Annotated in this window: 3 protein-coding genes; all 3 read left to right on the top strand. The window is 75.7% G+C overall.

The features are described 5' to 3' along the window. Nucleotides 1-1,509, top strand: a 1,509-nt coding sequence (locus tag ABTY04_RS37925; protein WP_352217993.1) for an SDR family NAD(P)-dependent oxidoreductase, incomplete at its 5' end; no start/stop codon positions are given. 90 nt (nucleotides 1,510-1,599) lie between these two features. Further along, on the top strand, nucleotides 1,600-11,913 hold the full coding sequence (locus ABTY04_RS37930) for a type I polyketide synthase (RefSeq protein WP_352217994.1): 10,314 nt from the start codon (nucleotides 1,600-1,602) through the stop codon (nucleotides 11,911-11,913). A 21-nt stretch (nucleotides 11,914-11,934) separates the two neighbouring features. Then, a partial coding sequence (locus tag ABTY04_RS37935) for a type I polyketide synthase (protein ID WP_502996805.1) occupies nucleotides 11,935-19,454 on the top strand: 7,520 nt, incomplete at its 3' end.

Below are 19,454 nucleotides of genomic sequence, written 5' to 3' on the forward strand. Positions count from 1 at the left end.
GCCGCGACCCCGGTGGGGTGGACGCGGGGCAGCAGCGTGCGCAGCTCGGCCTTGCGCACCAGCCGCCCGACCTCGGCCGCCACGTCCGGGGCCGCGAGCGGCGGCGGAGCGGCGGAGCGCGCCCCCTGGCGGCCCCGCGGCACGGTCCTGGTCACCGGCGGTACGGGCGCCCTCGGCGCGCACGTGGCCCGCTGGCTCGCTGCGCACGGCGCCGAGCACCTGGTGCTGGCCGGCCGGCGCGGGCCGCAGACTCCCGGGATCGAGGCACTGGTCGCGGAGCTGTCCGCGCTCGGTGCGCGGGCCACGGCCGTCGCGTGCGACGTGGCCGACCGGGAGTCGGTCGGCGAGTTGCTCGCCGCCCTGCGCGACGACAGCTCCGCCCCCGCCCTGACCGCGGTCTTCCACACGGCGGGCGTCGGCCAGTTCGCGCCGCTCGCCGAGACCGGCGCGGGCGAGGTCGCCGCCGTCCTCTCCGCGAAGGTCGCGGGAGCCGAGCACCTCGACGAGCTGCTCGGGGACACGGAGCTCGACGCGTTCGTGCTCTTCTCCTCCATCGCCGGGGTCTGGGGCAGCGGAGGCCAGGGCGCCTACGCGGCCGCCAACGCCCACCTGGACGCCCTGGCGCAGCGGCGCCGGGACCGCGGGCTGACGGCCACCGCCGTGGCGTGGGGTCCGTGGGGCGAGGGCGGGCTGGTCGCCGACGACGAGGCCGCCCGGCAGCTGCGCCGCCGAGGCCTGCCGGTGATGGCCCCCGAGCTGTCGATCGCCGCCCTCCAGCAGGCGCTGGACGCCGACGACACGACCGTGACCGTCGCCGACGTCGACTGGGACCTGTTCGTCCCGGCCTTCACGGCGGCCCGGCCGCGCCCGCTCATCGCCGACCTCCCCGAGGTGCGCCGCGTACTCGACGCGGAGCGGCACCGCCCCGGCCCCGGCGCCGACGCCGGCGCAGCGGGCGACGGCGATGGCGGCGAGGCGGCCCGGCTCGTGGCCGAACTGCGGGGCACCGGCGCTGACCAGGCCGAACGGACCCTGCTCGGCCTGGTCCGTACGCACGTCGCCGCGGTCCTCGGACACGACGGGGCCGGCTCGGTCGAGGCGGGCCGCGCGTTCAAGGAACTCGGCTTCGACTCGCTCACCGCCGTCGAACTGCGCACCCGGCTCGGCTCGGCCACCGGACTGCGGCTGCCCGCCAGCCTCGTCTTCGACCACCCGACGCCCGCCGCGTTGGCCGCGCACCTGTGCGCCGAACTCCTCGGTGAGGACACGGCGCCCGCGCTCCCCGCGCTCGCGGAGATCGACAAGCTGGAGTTCCTCCTCGCGTCGGTGCCCGAGGACGACGCCGCCGAACGCGCCCGCGTGACGGCCCGCCTCGAAGCGCTCCTGGCGAACTGGAACGGGACGGACCGGGTCGCGGCCCACGCCCTGGAGGACGAGGAGGACGCCATCGAATCGGCGTCCGCCGAGGACCTCTTCGACATCATCAACAACGAATTCGGAAAAGCCTGAACCTGATGCCCGATCCGATGCCCGATCGGCTCTCCCAGCCGATTCCGAATCCCGTATGCATTCCGCATTTCTCCAGGAGGTGACGTTCCAGTGGCCGGCGCGAACGAAGAAAAGCTTCTCGAAAACCTGAAGTGGATGACCACGGAGCTGCGGCGGGCCCGCCGCCGTCTCCAGGAGGTCGAGCAGGACGCCCGCGAGCCCCTCGCCATCATCGCGATGAGCTGCCGTTTCCCCGACGGGGTACGGTCCCCCGAGGACCTGTGGCGACTGGTCTCCCAGGGCGGTGACGCCATCACCGGATTCCCCGCGGACCGTGGCTGGGACATCGCCTCCCTCGCCGATCCCGACCCCGACCGCAAGGGCACCTTCTACAACACGGGCGGCGGGTTCCTCACTGACGCCACCGTGTTCGACCCCGGGTTCTTCGGCATATCGCCGCGCGAGGCCCTCGCCATGGACCCGCAGCAGCGCCAGATCCTGGAAACGTCCTGGGAGGTGTTCGAGCGGGCCGGGATCGATCCGGCGTCCGTGCGCGGCAGCCGTACCGGCGTGTACATCGGTGCGGGCGCCATGGGGTACGGGGCCGACCTGAGGGAGATCCCGGAAGGGCTCGAAGGGCTGCTGCTGACGGGTGGCGCGACGAGCGTGCTGTCGGGCCGCGTCAGCTACGTCCTCGGCCTGGAGGGCCCCGCCGCGACCATCGACACGGCGTGCTCCTCCTCCCTGGTGGCCCTGCACCTGGCCGGCCAGGCCCTGCGCCAGCGTGAGTGCTCGCTCGCCCTGGTCGGCGGCGTCTGCGTGATGCCCACCCCCGACGTGTTCGTCGAGTTCAGCCGTCAGCGCGGCCTCGCCGCCGACGGGCGCTGCAAGTCCTTCGCCGCCGCCGCCGACGGCACCGGCTGGTCCGAGGGCGTCGGCGTCCTCCTGGTGGAGCGCCTCTCCGACGCCCGCCGCAACGGGCACCCCGTGCTCGCCGTCGTGCGGGGCTCGGCCGTCAACCAGGACGGCGCCAGCAACGGCCTGACCGCCCCCAACGGCCCGGCCCAGCAGCGCGTCATCCGCCAGGCCCTGGAGAACGCCCGCCTGTCGGCCGCCGAGGTCGACGCCGTCGAGGCCCACGGCACGGGCACCCGGCTCGGGGACCCCATCGAGGCGCAGGCCCTGCTGGCCACGTACGGCCAGGACCGCCCCGAGGGCCGGCCGCTGCGCCTGGGCTCCCTGAAGTCCAACATCGGCCACACCCAGGCTGCCGCCGGTGTCGCCGGCATCATCAAGACGGTCATGGCGATCCGCCACGGGGTGCTGCCGCGGACCCTGCACGTCGACGAGCCGACCCCCGACGTCGACTGGTCGGGCGGAGCGGTGTCGCTGCTGACCGAGTCCATGGCCTGGCCCGAGACCGGGGCCCCGCGCCGCGCGGCCGTCTCCGCCTTCGGCGTGAGCGGCACCAACGCGCACACCATCATCGAGCAGGCGCCGCCGCCGGAGGCCCCGCAGGCCGGGGACGCGGAGGGCGAGCAGGCCGCAGTGGCCCCCGTCCGGCCCGCCGTGCTCCCCTGGACGCTCTCGGCGCGCAGCGCCACCGCACTGCGCGCCCAGGCCGCCCGGCTGATCGCCGCCCGCGCCGCCGAGGACGGCGCCGCCGCCTCGGCCCTGGACCTCGGTTACTCCCTCGCCACCACGCGCGGCGCCCTGGAACACCGCGCGGTGCTCCTCGGCCGCACGGACGACGACCTCGCCACCGCCCTCGCCGCGCTCGCCGCCGGTGAGGACACCGCGGGCCTGGTCACCGACAGCGCGGCCGAGGGCCGCACCGCCTTCCTGTTCACGGGCCAGGGCAGTCAGCGACTCGGGATGGGCCGTGAACTGTACGTGACGCACCCGGTGTTCGCGGACGCCCTCGACGCGGTGTGCGGAAAGCTGGATCTGCCCCTGAAGGACATCCTGTTCGGGGACGACGCGGACCTGCTGGAGCGGACCGAGTACACCCAGCCGGCGCTGTTCGCGGTCGAGGTGGCGCTGTTCCGGCTGCTGGAGTCGTGGGGTTTGCGGCCGGACTTCGTGTCCGGGCACTCCATCGGCGAGATCGCCGCCGCTCACGTCGCGGGCGTCTTCTCGCTGGAGGACGCGTGCACCCTGGTCGCCGCGCGCGGCCGCCTGATGCAGGCCCTGCCCGCCGGCGGCGCCATGATCGCCGTCCAGGCCTCCGAGGACGAGGTCCTGCCGCTGCTGACCGACGGGGTCTCCGTCGCCGCCGTCAACGGCCCGCGCGCCGTCGTCGTCGCCGGAGACGAGGAGGCCGCGGCCGCCGTCGCCGGCCGGTTCGAGGCACAGGGCCGCAAGACCAAGCGGCTCACCGTCAGCCACGCCTTCCACTCGCCGCACATGGACGCCATGCTCGACGCCTTCCGCCGGGTGGCGCAGGGCCTGTCGTACGCGGCCCCGGGCATCCCGCTCGTGTCGAACCTGACCGGCGCCCTCGTCTCCGACGAGATGGCCTCGGCGGACTTCTGGGTCCGCCACGTCCGCGAAGGCGTCCGCTTCCTCGACGGCGTCCGCGCCCTGGAGGCCGCCGGAGTCACCACCTACGTCGAACTCGGCCCCGACGGCGTGCTGTCCGCACTCGCCCAGGAGTGCGTCACCGGCGATGACGCGGCCTTCGCGCCCGCGCTGCGCGGCGGCCGCCCCGAGCCCGAGACGGCCCTCGCCGCGCTCGCCCGCGCCCACGCCCACGGCGCCACCGTCGACTGGCCGGCCTACTTCGCCGGCACCGGCGCCCGGCGCGTCGACCTGCCCACCTACGCCTTCCAGCACGAGCGCTACTGGCTGGAGCCCGGCGCCGAGCCGGCCGGCGACGTCACCGTCGCCGGACTCGACCCGGCCGCGCACCCGCTGCTCGGCGCGGCCGTCACCCTGGCCGGCTCCGGCCAGGTTCTGTGCACCGGCCGCCTCTCGCTGCGCACCCAGCCCTGGCTCGCCGGCCACACCGTGGCCGGGACGGCCGTACTGCCCGGCGCGGCCTTCGTCGAACTCGCCGTCCGCGCGGGCGACCTGGCCGGCTGCGGGCACGTCGAGGAACTGGTGCTCGACGCCCCGCTCGCACTGCCCGCCGACGTCGGAGTCCGCGTCCAGGTGCTCGTCGAGAACCCCGGCGAGCAGGGCCGCCGCACCTTCACCGTGTCCGCCCGGCCCGAGGACGGCACCGCCGGAGACACCGGGTGGACGCGACACGCCCACGGCGTCCTCGCGCCCGCCGCCCGAACCACGGCCTTCGACCTGGCCCAGTGGCCGCCCGCCGGTGCGCGGGCCCTCGACACCGACCGCCTCCACGCCACCGTCGACGCGGCCTGGCAGCACGAAGACGCGTACTACGCCCAGGTGCGCCTCCCCGAAGGCGGCCCGCAGGAGCGGCCCCCGGCGGCCGGCTTCGGCCTGCACCCGGCGCTGCTGGACGCCGCCGCGCACACCGCGCTCACCCTGGCGCTCCCGGACGCCGACCGCCCGGGCACGGGCGTCGGGCCGGGCAGCGTCTGGTCGGACGTGACCCTGCACGCGACGGGCGCCAGCGCCCTGCGCGTCCGCGTCCGGCCCGCCGCCGACGGCACGTTCGCCCTGGACCTCGCCGACGACCTCGGCGACCCGGTCGCGACCGTCGGCCGCCTGGCCGCCCAGCCGTTCACGGCCGTGACCACCGCGACCACAGGCGCCCCGCACCAGGGACCGGCCGTCCTGCGCGAGGCACTGTTCCAGCTCGACTGGGCGCCGCTGCCGGTGCGGCCGGACGCCGGCGCGGCCGAGCCCGCCGGCGGCTGGGCCGTCCTCGGCACCACCGGCTTCGGCCGGGCCACCCGCTACGCCGACCTGGCGGAGCTGGGCGCGGCCGTAGACGCGGGCCTGCCCGTACCGGCGTACGTCCTGGCCCCCTTCCCCCGCCAGGGCGACGCGCTCGCGCAGGACACGCTGCACGAGGCCGCCCACCGGGCGCTGGCCCTCGTACAGGCCTGGTCGGCCGACACCCGCTTCGAGACCTCCCGCCTGGTCGTCGTGACCGGCGGCGCGGTCGCCGGAGCCGGCGAAGGCGGCGAGGACCTCCCGCACGCCGCCGTCCGGGGTCTGCTGCGCTCGGCGGAGACCGAGAACCCCGGCCGCTTCCTCCTCGCCGACATCGACGACCTCGCCGGCCTCACCGGCGCGGACGCCGACCCGGCCGGGACCGCCCTCCTCGCCGCGGCCCTCGGCTCCGGTGAGCCGGAGCTGCTGCTGCGGGACGGCGCCGTCCACGTGCCCCGGCTGCGCCGCACCCCTCCCGCCGCCCCGACGGCCGACGCCGTCGCCATCGACCCGGACGGCACCGCCCTGATCACCGGCGGCTCCGGCACCCTCGCAGGGATCGTCGCCCGCCACCTCGTCACCACCCACGGCGTCCGCCACGTGCTGCTGCTCAGCCGCCGCGGCGCCGACGCGCCCGGCGCCGCCGCACGCACCGCGGAACTGGCCGAACTGGGCGCCGAGGTCACCTGGGCGGCGTGCGACGCCGCCGACCGCGACGCCCTGGCCGCCGTGCTCGCCGGCGTCCCCGCCGAGCACCCCCTCACCACCGTGGTCCACACCGCGGGCGTCCTCGACGACGGCGTGGTCGGATCCCTCACCCCCGAGCGCCTCGACACCGTCCTGCGGCCCAAGGCCGTCGCCGCCCTCCACCTGCACGAACTCACCCGCGACCTGCCGGTCACGGCATTCGTCCTCTACTCCGCCGTCGCCGGCACCCTCGGCAGCGCGGGCCAGGCCAACTACGCCTGCGCCAACGTGTTCCTGGACGCCCTCGCCCAGCACCGCCACCACCAGGGCCTGCCCGCCACCGCGCTCGCCTGGGGCCTGTGGGCCGACGCCAGCGGCATGACCGCCGGCCTCGACGAAGCCCAGCTGCGACGCATGGAGCAGCACGGCATGGGCGCCCTGTCCGCCGCCGACGGCATGACCCTGCTGGACGCGGCGCTGGCCTGCGGCCGGCCCGTCCTCGTCCCCGCCCGCCTCAACCCGGCCGCACTGCGCGCCGCCGCCGCACCCGGCCCCGTCGCCCCCGTGTTCCGGGAACTCCTCGGTGCGGCGGGACGCCGCACCGCGAGCACCCGCAGCGACGCGGGCACCCCGCTCGCGGAGCGGCTGAGCGGACTCACCCGCCCCGAACAGGACCGGGCCCTGCTGGACCTCGTACGCACGCAGGTCGCCGCCGTACTCGGGCACGCCTCGGCCGACCGGATCGAGCCCGCCAGGGCGTTCAAGGACCTCGGCTTCGACTCCCTGACCGCCGTCGAACTGCGCAACCGCCTCGGCGCGACCACCGGGCTGCGCCTGGCCAGCACGCTCGTCTTCGACCACCCCACGCCCACCGCCCTCGCCCGGCAGCTGCGCACCGGGCTCCTCGGCGACGCGGACGGGGCGGCCGCGCACGCCACCCCGGGCGGTGCCGCGACGCTCGCCGACGACCCCATCGCGATCATCGCCATGAGCTGCCGCTACCCCGGCGGCGTCCGCAGCCCCGAAGAGCTGTGGCAGCTCGTCGAGACCGGCGGCGACGCGATCGCCGGGCTCCCCGGCAACCGCGGCTGGGACACCGCCGAGCTGTACGCCGGACAGGACGACGGCCGCACCTTCGCGGGCGGGTTCGTCCACGACGCGGACTCCTTCGACGCCGACTTCTTCGGCATCTCCCCGCGCGAGGCCCTCGCCATGGACCCGCAGCAGCGGCTCCTTCTCGAAACCTCCTGGGAGGCCGTCGAGCGGGCCGGCATCGACCCGTCGTCGCTGCGCGGCACCCGGGCCGGCGTGTTCGTCGGCGCCTCGTACGGTGGCTACGACGCCCAGCTGGAGCGCTCCGAAGACCCGGACGGCGTCCTCGGCCACGTGATGACCGGCAACGCGGGCAGCGTCATGTCCGGCCGCGTCTCCTACGCCCTGGGCCTGGAGGGCCCCGCCGTCACCGTCGACACGGCCTGCTCCTCGTCGCTGGTCGCCCTGCACTGGGCCGTCCAGGCCCTGCGCGGAGGCGAATGCACCCTCGCACTCGCCGGCGGCGTGACCGTCATGTCGACGCCCGGGACGTTCAGCGAGTTCAGCCACCAGGGCGGTCTCGCCCCCGACGGCCGCTGCAAGGCGTTCGCGGCGGCCGCCGACGGCACGGGCTGGGGTGAGGGCGTGGGCATGCTGCTCGTGGAGCGGCTCTCCGACGCGCAGCGCAACGGGCACCCGGTGCTGGCCGTGGTCCGGGGTTCCGCGATCAACCAGGACGGTGCGAGCAACGGCCTCACGGCCCCCAACGGTCCGTCGCAGCAGCGCGTCATCCGCGCCGCCCTCGCGAGCGCGGGCCTGTCGGCCGCCGACGTGGACGCGGTCGAGGCCCACGGCACGGGCACCCGTCTCGGTGACCCCATCGAGGCCCAGGCCCTCCTGGCCACCTACGGCCAGAACCGCCCGGCCGAACAGCCGCTGCTGCTGGGTTCGGTGAAGTCCAACATCGGACACACGCAGGCCGCCGCCGGTGTCGCCGGCGTCATCAAGATGGTGCTTGCCATGCGCCACGGACTGCTCCCGCGGACCCTGCACGTCGACGAGCCCACCCCGCACGTCGACTGGTCGGCCGGTGACATCACCCTGCTGACGCGGGCCACGACGTGGCCCGAGACCCGTCGGCCGCGACGCGCGGCGGTGTCCTCCTTCGGCATCAGCGGCACCAACGCCCACACGATCATCGAGCAGGCTCCGGAGCCCACGGACCCGCCGCATCCGGCGACTCCGGCCGCCGGCCCGGTTCCGTACGTCCTGTCGGCCAAGAACCCGCAGGCGCTCCGCGCCCAGGCGGCCCGGCTGCTGACCGCCGCCGAGGACACCGTCCACGAGGACGGCTCCGGTCTCCTGGACCTGGCCTACTCCCTGGCCACCGGCCGCGCGGGCCTCGAACACCGGGCGGCGTTCGCCGCCGGCGACCGCGCGGGCCTGCTGCGCGCCCTCACCGCCCTCGCGGCCGACGAGCAGACGCCGGCGGCGATCCGCGGGACGGTGTCCGGCGGCGGCCTGGCGTTCCTGTTCACGGGGCAGGGCAGCCAGCGGCTGGGTATGGGGCGTGAGCTCTACGGGACGTATCCGGTGTTCGCCGCCGCGCTGGACGCGGTGTGCGAGCGGATGGACCTCGAACTGCCTCTGAAGGAGGTCCTGTTCGGAGACGACGCCTCGGTTCTGGACCGTACGGAGTACACCCAGCCGGCGTTGTTCGCGCTTGAGGTGGCGTTGTTCCGGCTGCTGGAGTCGTGGGGTCTGCGCCCGGACTTCCTGTCCGGGCACTCCATCGGCGAGATCGCGGCCGCGCACGTCGCCGGGGTCTTCTCCCTGGAGGACGCGTGTGCCCTGGTGGAAGCCCGTGGCCGTCTGATGCAGGCGCTGCCGACGGGCGGCGTGATGATCGCGCTCCAGGCGTCGGAGGAGGAGGTCCTGCCGCTGCTGACGGACCGGGTCAGCATCGCGGCGGTCAACGGTCCGCAGTCGGTGGTCGTCGCCGGTGACGAGGACGCGGCGATGGCCGTGGTCGAGGCGTTCGCCGACCGGAAGCACAAGCGGCTGACCGTGAGCCATGCGTTCCACTCGCCGCACATGGACGGCATGCTGGCCGACTTCCGCAAGGTCGCGGAGGAACTGACCTACGGCGCCCCGCGCATCCCGGTCGTCTCGAACCTGACCGGCGCCCTCGTCACCGACGAGATGGGCTCCGCCGACTTCTGGGTCCGCCACGTCCGCGAGGCGGTCCGCTTCCTCGACGGCGTCCGCGCCCTGGAGGCCGCCGGAGTAACCACCTACGTCGAACTCGGCCCCGACGGGGTCCTGTCGGCCCTCGCCCAGGACTGCGTCGAGCTGGACGCCGCCTTCGTGCCGGTCCTGCGCGCCGCGCGTCCCGGCGCCGAAGCCGAGACCGCCACCACGGCGCTCGTCCACGCGTACACCCGAGGCGTCCCCCTCGACTGGCGGGCCTACTTCGCCGCCACCGCGGCCGGGGCCCGGCGCGTCGACCTGCCCACCTACCCCTTCCAGTCCCGCCGCCACTGGCCCGAGCCCGCCACCGCGCTCGCCGGCACCGCGAAGACCGGCTCCGCCGGGAGCGAGGCCGACGCCCGGTTCTGGGACGTCGTGGACCGGGCCGACCTGAGCGCGCTCGCCGACGAGTTCGCCCTCGACGGGGACCAGCCGCTCAGCGCCGCACTGCCCGCCCTGTCCGCGTGGCGGCGGGAGCAGCAGGCACAGGAGCGGGCCGACTCCCTCCTGTACCGCGTGGTCTGGCAGCCGTGGTCCGGCGAGGACCGGGGCACGCCCGCGACCGCCGGCGGTACCTGGCTCGTCGCCGTTCCCGCCCCGCAGGCGGCGGACCCGTGGGTCCGCGCGCTGACCGACCGCGTCAGCGGCGACGGGGCCCGGGTCCTGCCGCTCCCGCTCGACGTCGCCGACGCCGACCCGGCGGTCCTGCGCGCACGCCTGGACGAGACGCTGGCCGACGCGGTCACGGCAGCGGCCGGCGACGGGCGACCGGTCACCGGCGTCCTGTCGCTCCTCGCCCTGGACGAGCGGCCGCACCCCGAGCACCCGGCGGTCCCCGTCGGACTGGCCCTCACGGCCGCCCTCACCTCGGTGCTCACCGGCCCGGAGGGGCCGGCCGGCTGCGCCGACGCCCGCCTGTGGTGCGTCACCCGTGACGCCGTCGCCGCGGCCCCGGGCGACGCACTCGGCGGCGCCGCCCAGTCCCAGGTCTGGGGCCTGGGCCGGGTCGTCGCCCTGGAACACCCCGACCGCTGGGGTGGCCTGGTCGACCTGCCCGAGGAGTGCGACGAGCGCGCCCTGTCCCGGCTGTCGGCGGTACTCACCGGCGCGGGTGACGAGGACCAGGTCGCCGTCCGGGCCGCGGGCACGCTCGTACGACGCCTGGTCCGCGTCCCGGCGACCGGCGCGGGCGCCGCACACCGGTGGACCCCGGCCGGCACCGTGCTCATCACGGGCGGAACCGGCGCGCTCGGCCGCCACGTGGCGCGCCGCCTCGCCGAACGCGGAGCGCGGCGGCTCGTGCTCGTCAGCCGCAGCGGCGCCGACGCGCCCGGCGCCGACGGGGTCCGCGCGGAACTGGAGGGGCTCGGCGCGGCAGTGACCCTGGCGGCCTGCGACGTCACCGACCGGGGCGCGCTCGAAGCCCTCGTCGCGGGCCTGGCGGCCGACGGCACCCCCGTCCGCGCCGTCGTCCACGCGGCCGGAGTCTCCCAGCCGCCCGGCACGGGCACCGACCTGCCCGGGTTCGCCCGCGTCGTCACCGCCAAGACCGCAGGCGCCGGCCACCTCGACGCGCTGTTCGACGCCCCGGACTCGCTCGACGCGTTCGTCCTCTTCTCCTCCATCGCCGGCGTCTGGGGCAGCGGCGGCCAAGGGGCGTACGCGGCCGCCAACACCTTCCTCGACGCGCTCGCCGAGCGCCGCGCGGCCCGCGGGCTCGCCGCCACGTCGATCGCCTGGGGACCGTGGGCCGAGGCCGGCATGGCCACCGAAGGCGACGCGGAGGAGCAGCTCAGCCGCCGCGGGCTGCCGCCCGTGGACCCGAGGACGAACCTGCTGGCCCTGGAACGCGCCCTCGCCGGCCGGGACGCCACGCTGACCGCGGCCTCCGTCGACTGGGAGAGGTTCGCCCCGGTGTTCGCCGCCGCGCGGCCCCGTCCGCTCGTCGGCGACCTGCCCGAGGTACGCGGCGCCCTGCGTGAGGAGGCACCCGGCGGGGCCGGCTCCGCGCCCGCCGACGCGGCCGCGTCCGTACTCGGGAAGCTGACCGGCCTGTCCGGGGACGACCGGGACAAGGCCCTCCTCGACCTCGTGCGCGAGCACGCGGCGGCAGCGCTCGGCCACGCCTCGGCGGACGCCGTCGCAGCCGACCGGGCCTTCAAGGACCTGGGCTTCGACTCCCTCACGGCCGTCGAACTGCGCAACCGCCTGGGCGCCGCGTGCGGCCTGCGGCTGCCGTCCAGCCTCGTCTTCGACTACCCCAACCCCGAGGCCCTCACCCGCCACCTGCTGCGCACCCTCTTCCCCGGGGGAAGCGCGGCCGCGGCCGGCGCGGACCTCGACACCGACCCGCAGGACGTGGAACTGCGCCGGACCCTGGCCACCATTCCGATGGGCCGGATCCGCGAAGCGGGACTCCTCGACACCCTCCTGCGGCTCGCCGGACCCGGCACTCCCGCCGAGGACCCCGACGCGGGCGCCTCCGAGACGGCCGGGTCCATCGACACGATGGACCTCCAGGACCTCCTCGACCTCGCCCTCGACGGCGGTGGCGGCCTCGACGAGGACACCTCCGGCAACACCACCAGCAACAGCAACTTCTGACGTGCCCGAAGTGCGGAGTAAGTGATGACCACCCCGAACGAAAAAGTCGTTGAAGCGCTGCGGGCCTCCCTCAAGGAAACCGAGCGGCTGCGCCGCCGGAACCAGGAGCTCACCGACGCCTCCCGCGAACCGATCGCGATCGTCGGCATGAGCTGCCGTTTCCCCGGCGGAATCAGCTCGCCCGAGGACCTGTGGAAGCTCGTCGAGAGCGGCGGTGACGCCATCTCCGGCTTCCCCGCCGACCGCGGCTGGGACGTCGAGTCGCTGTACGACCCGGACCCCGACCACCCCGGCACGACCTACGCCCGCCACGGCGGATTCCTTTACGAGGCACCCGAGTTCGACGCCTCCTTCTTCGGGATCTCGCCGCGCGAGGCCCTCGCCATGGACCCGCAGCAGCGCCTGCTGCTGGAGACCTCGTGGGAGGCCTTCGAGCGCGCCGGGATCGACCCGGCGACGCTGCGCGGCAGCCGCGCCGGCGTGTTCGTCGGCGCGTCCGCCAACGCCTACGGCGCCGGCTCGGACGAGCTGCCCGACGGCGTCGAGGGACACCTCCTGACCGGTACCGCCTCCAGCGTGGTCTCCGGGCGGCTCGCCTACATCTTCGGCCTGGAGGGCCCCGCCGCCACCGTCGACACGGCCTGCTCGTCCTCCTCTGTGGCCCTGCACATGGCCGTCCAGGCACTGCGCCAGGGGGAGTGCTCGCTGGCCCTGGCCGCCGGCGTCACCGTCCTGGCCGGCCCGGAGGTCTTCGTCGAGTTCAGCCGCCAGCGCGGCCTGTCGGCCGACGGCCGCTGCAAGTCCTTCGCCGAGGCTGCGGACGGCACCGGCTGGTCGGAGGGCGTCGGTGTCCTGCTGGTGGAGCGCCTGTCCGACGCCCGCCGCAACGGCCACCGGGTCCTGGCCGTCGTGCGGGGTTCGGCCGTCAACCAGGACGGTGCCTCCAACGGCTTGACCGCCCCCAACGGGCCCGCGCAGCAGCGCGTCATCCGCCAAGCCCTCGAAAGCGCCCGTCTGACCCCCGCCGACGTCGACGCCGTCGAGGCCCACGGCACGGGCACCATCCTGGGCGACCCCATCGAGGCGCAGGCGCTGCTGGCCACCTACGGCCAGGACCGCCCGGCGGACCGGCCGCTGTGGCTGGGCTCCCTGAAGTCGAACCTCGGCCACACCCAGAACACCGCCGGCATCGCGGGCATCATCAAGATGGTCATGGCGATGCGGCACGGCGTGCTGCCCAAGACCCTGCACGTGGACCGGCCGAGCTCGCACGTCGACTGGTCGGCGGGCGCGGTCTCGCTGCTCACCGAGCAGCGGGCGTGGCCGCAGACGGGACGCCCGTACCGGGCCGGTGTCTCCGCTTTCGGCGTCAGCGGCACCAACGTGCACACGATCATCGAGCAGGCGCCGGAGGCCGACCGGGCCCCGGAACGGGCCGAGGGTGACGCGGAGCCGGAGCCGAGGGCGGTGCCCTGGCTCCTGTCGGCCAAGGGCCAGGACGCCCTGCGCGAGCAGGCGGAGCGCCTGCTGGCCCACGCGGGGGAGCACCCCGGGCTGAGCCCGGTCGACGTGGGCCGGGCGCTGGCGGTCGGCAGGGCCTCCTTCGAGGACCGCGCCGCGGTGGTGGCCGCGGACCGGGCCGGCCTGCTGGCCGGCCTCGCGGCGCTGGCGGCGGGCGACTCGGCGCCGGGCGTGGTGACGGGCTCGCCGGTCGGCGGGAAGCTCGCCTTCCTCTTCACCGGGCAGGGCAGCCAGCGGCTCGGCATGGGCCGTGAGCTGTACGAGGCCTACCCCGCGTTCGCGGCCGCGCTGGACGCGGTCTGCGAGCGGATGGAGCTGGAACTGCCGCTGAAGGACATCCTGTTCGGGGCGGACGCGGCTGTTCTGGACCGTACGGAGTACACCCAGCCGGCGTTGTTCGCGGTCGAGGTGGCGCTGTTCCGGCTGCTGGAGTCGTGGGGTGTGAAGCCGGACTTCGTGTCCGGTCACTCCATCGGCGAGATCGCGGCCGCGCACGTCGCCGACATCCTCTCCCTGGAGGACGCGTGTGCCCTGGTGGCGGCGCGTGGCCGTCTGATGCAGGCGCTGCCGGAGGGCGGCGTGATGATCGCGCTCCAGGCGTCGGAGGACGAGGTCCTGCCGCTGCTGACGGACCGCGTGAGCATCGCGGCGGTCAACGGGCCGCGGTCGGTGGTCGTCGCGGGTGACGAGGACGCGGCGGTCGCCGTGGCCGAGGCCCTCACGGGCCGCAAGGCGAAGCGGCTGACCGTCAGCCACGCGTTCCACTCGCCGCACATGGACGGCATGCTCGACGCCTTCCGCGAGGTCGTGGAGGGGCTGACGTTCAGTGCCCCCCGCATCCCGGTCATCTCCAACCTGACCGGCGCCCTCGCCACCGAGGGCGAGATGGCCTCGGCCGACTTCTGGGTCCGCCACGTCCGCGACGCCGTCCGCTTCCTCGACGGCGTCCGCGCCCTGGAGGCCGCCGGAGTCACCACCTACGTCGAACTCGGCCCCGACGGCGTGCTGTCCGCCCTCGCCCAGGAATGCGTGGAGCGGGACGCCGTCTTCGTCCCCGTGCTCCGCAAGGCCCGCCCCGAGCCGGAGAGCCTCGTCACCGCCCTCGCCCGGGCCCACGCGCACGGCATCCGGGTCGACTGGCAGGCCTTCTTCGCCGCCGCCGGCGCCCTCCGCGTCGACGACCTGCCCACCTACGCCTTCCAGCGTCAGCGCTACTGGATCGAGCCGGGCACCCGCGCCGGCGACGTGGGCGCGGCCGGACTGGACGAGGCCTCGCACCCGCTGCTCGGCGCGACCGTCGCGCTCGCCGACTCCGAGGGCTTCGTCTTCACCGCCCTGCTCTCGCCCACCACCCACCCCTGGCTGGTCGACCACCAGGTCATGGGCAGTGTCCTGCTGCCCGGCACCGCCTTCGTCGACCTGGCCATCTGGGCCGGTGACCAGGTCGGTTGCGACACCGTCGAGGAGCTGACCCTCGAAGCGCCGCTGATCCTCCCCGAGCGCGGCGGCCTCCAGCTTCAGATGTACGTGAGCGCGCCGGACGCAGACGGCACGGGCCGACGCGCCTTCGGCCTTTCCTCCCGCCCCAAGGACAGCGCGCCCGACGAGCCCTGGACGCGCCACGCCGGCGGCGTACTCGCCCACGCGGCCGCCTCGGCCCCGCCGCGCTTCGCGCCGGAGCAGTGGCCCCCGGCCGGCGCCGAACCCCTCGCCACAGAGGGCCTCTACACCGACCTCGCCGAGGTCGGCATGGGCTACGGCCCGGCGTTCCGCGGCCTCACCGCGGCCTGGCGGCACGGCGACAGAGTCTACGCCGAGGTCGCACTGCCCGAGGAAACCGCCTCCGCCGCACGGGACTTCGGCCTCCACCCCGCCCTGCTGGACGCCGCGCTGCACACCCTGGGCCTCGGCGTCCTGGGCGGTACCGAGGGCGAGGGACGCCTCCCGTTCGCGTGGAGCGGAGTGACCCTCCACGCAGGCGGGGCCGACGCCCTGCGCGTGTGCCTCACGCCCCGCGGGGCCGACGGCGTACGTCTGGAGATCGCGGACTCCACGGGCGCGCCCGTCGCGACCGTCGACTCGCTCGTCCTGCGCGCCGTGTCGGCCGAGCAGGTCCGGGCGGCGCGCACCGCGTACCACGAGTCGGTGTTCCGCGCCGAGTGGACGGCGCTGCCCGCCGCGGCCGACGCGCCGGGTACGGCGCCCGAAGGCCGGTGGGCCGCGCTCGGCACAGCCGTCCCCGCCGCCGTCCGCCCCGCCGCCGACGCGATCTCCGTCCACGCCGGCCTGGCCGCGCTCGCGGCGGCCGTCGACGCCGGAGCCCCCGTACCCGAGGCCGTGTTCGTCGGCTTCGGCCAGGCCGACGAAGACGCGGACACGCACGCCGGGACCACGCCGGAGCTCTCCGCCGAAGCCGTACACCGGGCCGCGCACCGCGCCCTCGCCCTCGCCCGCACCTGGCTGGGCGAGGAGCCCTTCACCGGCGACCGGTTCGCCGACACCCGCCTCGTCGTCCTCACCCGGGGCGCCGTCGCGGCCGGCGCCGACGCCGCCGACACGGTCACCGACCCGGTCCACGCGGCCGTCCGGGGCCTGCTGCGCTCCGCGCAGTCCGAGAACCCCGACCGGCTGCTGCTGATCGACACCGACGGTTCCGAGGACTCGGTACGCGCCCTGCCCGCCGCCCTCGCCGCGGGCGAGCCGCAGCTCGCCGTGCGCGCCGGGACCCTCCACGCGCTCCGCCTCGCCCGTGTGGCCCGCGAGAGTGCCGAGGACACCGCCGCGCAGACCCCCGAAGGGGCCCCCGCCGCGCAGGCGACGGCCGGTTCCGCCTCCGGCCCGGCCTACGCCCCGGAATCGACCGTGCTGATCACCGGCGCCGGCGGCCTCCTCGGCGGCCTGATCGCCCACCGGCTCGTCACCGAGCACGGCGTACGGCACCTGCTCCTCGTCGGCCGCCGCGGCGGATCCACCCCCGAGGCGCAGCGCCTCAGCGCCGAACTCGCCGCCCAGGGAGCCTCGGTGACCTGGGCCGCCTGCGACGTCGCCGACCGGGACGCGCTGGCCGCCGTACTGGCGCAGATACCCGCCGAGCACCCGCTCGGCGCCGTCCTCCACACCGCCGGCGTGCTCGACGACGGCGTGATCACCTCCCTGACGCCCGAGCGCCTGTCGGCCGTACTGCGGCCCAAGGCCGACGCGGCCCTCCACCTCCACGAACTGACCCGCGACCTCGACCTCACCGCGTTCGTGCTGTTCTCGTCCATCGGCGGCGTTTTCGGCGGCGCCGGCCAGGGCAACTACGCGGCCGCCAACGTGTTCCTCGACGCGCTTGCCCAGCACCGCCGCTCCCTGGGGCTCCCCGCCACCTCCCTGGCCTGGGCCCTGTGGGCCGACGGCGCCGGCATGGCCAGCAGCCTCACCGACGCCGACATCAGCCGCATGACCCGCGGCGGACTGCCCCCGCTCACCTCGGCGGAGGGCCTCGACCTCTTCGACCTCGCCCACCGGCTCGACGAGGCCGCGCCGGTCCTGATGCGCGTCGACCTCGCCGGGCTGCGCCCGCAGGCCCAGGCCGGCACGCTGTCCCCGCTGCTGCGCGGACTCGTACGGGTCCCCACCCGCCGCCACGCGGGCGGCGCGGCCGCGTCGGCGGGCGCCACCGGTCTGCGCAAGCGCCTGGCGGGCCTGCCCGCCGCCGAGCGGGACCGTGCGCTGCTCGACCTCGTACGCAAGCAGGTCGCCGCGGCCCTGGGGTACCCGGGCGCCGCCTCCGTCGAGCCGGGCCGCTCCTTCAAGGAGCTGGGCTTCGACTCGCTCACCGCCGTCGAGCTGCGCAATCTGCTCGGCGAGGCCACCGGCCGGCGCCTGCCCGCCACCCTCGTCTTCGACTACCCGACGGCGACCGCCCTCGCCCAGTACCTCCGCGAGGAGCTCGTCGGAGACCTCGCCGACGCCGCGGCCGCCGACGCGGGCCGGGGCGGCTTCCCGGCCCGCCGCCCGGCCGCCGCGACCACCCGCGCCGCGGACGACGACGACCCGATCGCCGTCGTCGCGATGAGCTGCCGCTTCCCCGGCGGGATCACCTCCCCCGAGGACCTGTGGCGCCTGCTCGCCGAGGGCCGCGACGGCATCACCGCCTTCCCCGCCGACCGCGGCTGGGACCTCGACGCCCTCTACAGCGACGACCCCGACCGCGAGGGCACCAGCTACGTCCGCGAGGGCGGCTTCCTGCACGAGGCGGCCGACTTCGACGCCGACTTCTTCGGAATATCCCCGCGCGAGGCCCTCGCCATGGACCCGCAGCAGCGCCTGCTGCTGGAGACCTCGTGGGAGACCTTCGAACGCGCCGGCATCGACCCCACCGGCCTGCGCGGCAGCCGCACCGGCGTGTTCATCGGCTCCAACGCCCAGGACTACCTCCAGCTCTGGCTGAACGACGGAGACGGCCTCGAAGGCCACCTCGGCACCGGCAACGCGGCCAGCGTCGTCTCCGGCCGCATCTCCTACTCCTTCGGCCTGGAGGGCCCGGCCGTCACCCTGGACACGGCCTGCTCCTCCTCGCTCGTCACCCTGCACCTCGCGGCCCAGTCGCTGCGCCGGGGCGAGTGCGCGATGGCCCTGGCGGGCGCCGTGACCATCATGTCCACGCCGGGCGCGTTCACCGAGTTCAGCCGCCAGCGCGGGCTCGCCTCGGACGGCCGCATCAAGGCGTTCGCCGCGGCTGCCGACGGCACGATCTGGTCCGAGGGCGTCGGCCTCGTCCTCCTGGAGCGGCTCTCGGACGCCCGCCGCAACGGGCACCCGGTCCTCGCGGTCGTCCGCGGCACGGCTGTGAACCAGGACGGCGCCAGCAACGGGCTCACCGCCCCGAACGGCCCCTCGCAGCAGCGGGTCATCCGGGAAGCCCTCGCCGACGCCGGCCTGACGGCCGGGGACGTGGACGCCGTCGAGGCGCACGGCACCGGTACCCGGCTCGGCGACCCGATCGAGGCGCAGGCGCTCCTCGCCACGTACGGCCAGGACCGGCCCGCGGACCGGCCGCTGCTGCTGGGCTCCGTAAAGTCGAACATCGGTCACACGCAGGCCGTGGCCGGTGTCGCCGGTGTGATCAAGATGATCATGGCGATGCGCAACGGCGTACTCCCGCAGACCCTGCACATCGACGAGCCGACCCCCTACGTGGACTGGTCGGCCGGGGACATCGAGCTCCTCACCGAGCAGCGCGCCTGGCCCGAGACGGGCCGCCCGCGCCGGGCGGGCATCTCCTCGTTCGGCTACAGCGGCACGAACGCCCACGCCGTCATCGAGCAGGCACCGCAGCACACGGCCGAACCGGCGCCCGCGACACCGGCCGGCCCGGGGCTCCCCGTGCTGCCGTGGCTCGTCTCCGGCCGCACCGCGGCCGCCCTGCGCGCCCAGGCGGAACGCCTGCACCCGGCCGCCGCCGACGCACTGAAGCGGTCCGGGGCCCGGGGCGCACTCGACCTCGGCCTCTCCCTCGCGACGCACCGCGCCGCGCTGGAGCACCGCGCGGTACTGATCGGCGCCCCGTCGGACGGCGAGACCCTCCTCGGACGCCTGACGGCCCTGGCCGCCGGCGAGCAGGTTCCGGGGCTGGTGCGGGGTGCCGTGTCGGGTGGCGGGCTCGCCTTCCTGTTCACGGGGCAGGGGAGCCAGCGGCTGGGCATGGGGCGTGAGCTGTACGACGCGTTCCCGGTGTTCGCGGACGCGCTGGACGAGGCGTGCGCGCGCTTCGACTCCGAGCTGGAACTGCCGCTGCGGGACGTCCTGTTCGGGATCGATGCGGCGCTGCTGGACCGTACGGAGTACGCGCAGCCCGCGCTCTTCGCCGTCGAGGTGGCGCTCTTCCGCCTCGTCGAGAGCTGGGATGTGAAGCCGGACTTCCTGTCGGGCCACTCGATCGGTGAGATCGCGGCGGCGCACGTCGCCGGGGTGCTGTCGCTGGACGACGCGTGCACGCTTGTCGCTGCTCGTGGCCGTCTGATGCAGGCGCTGCC

The organism is Streptomyces sp. NPDC097981 (genome assembly GCF_040302565.1).
Taxonomy (GTDB): Bacteria; Actinomycetota; Actinomycetes; order Streptomycetales; family Streptomycetaceae; genus Streptomyces.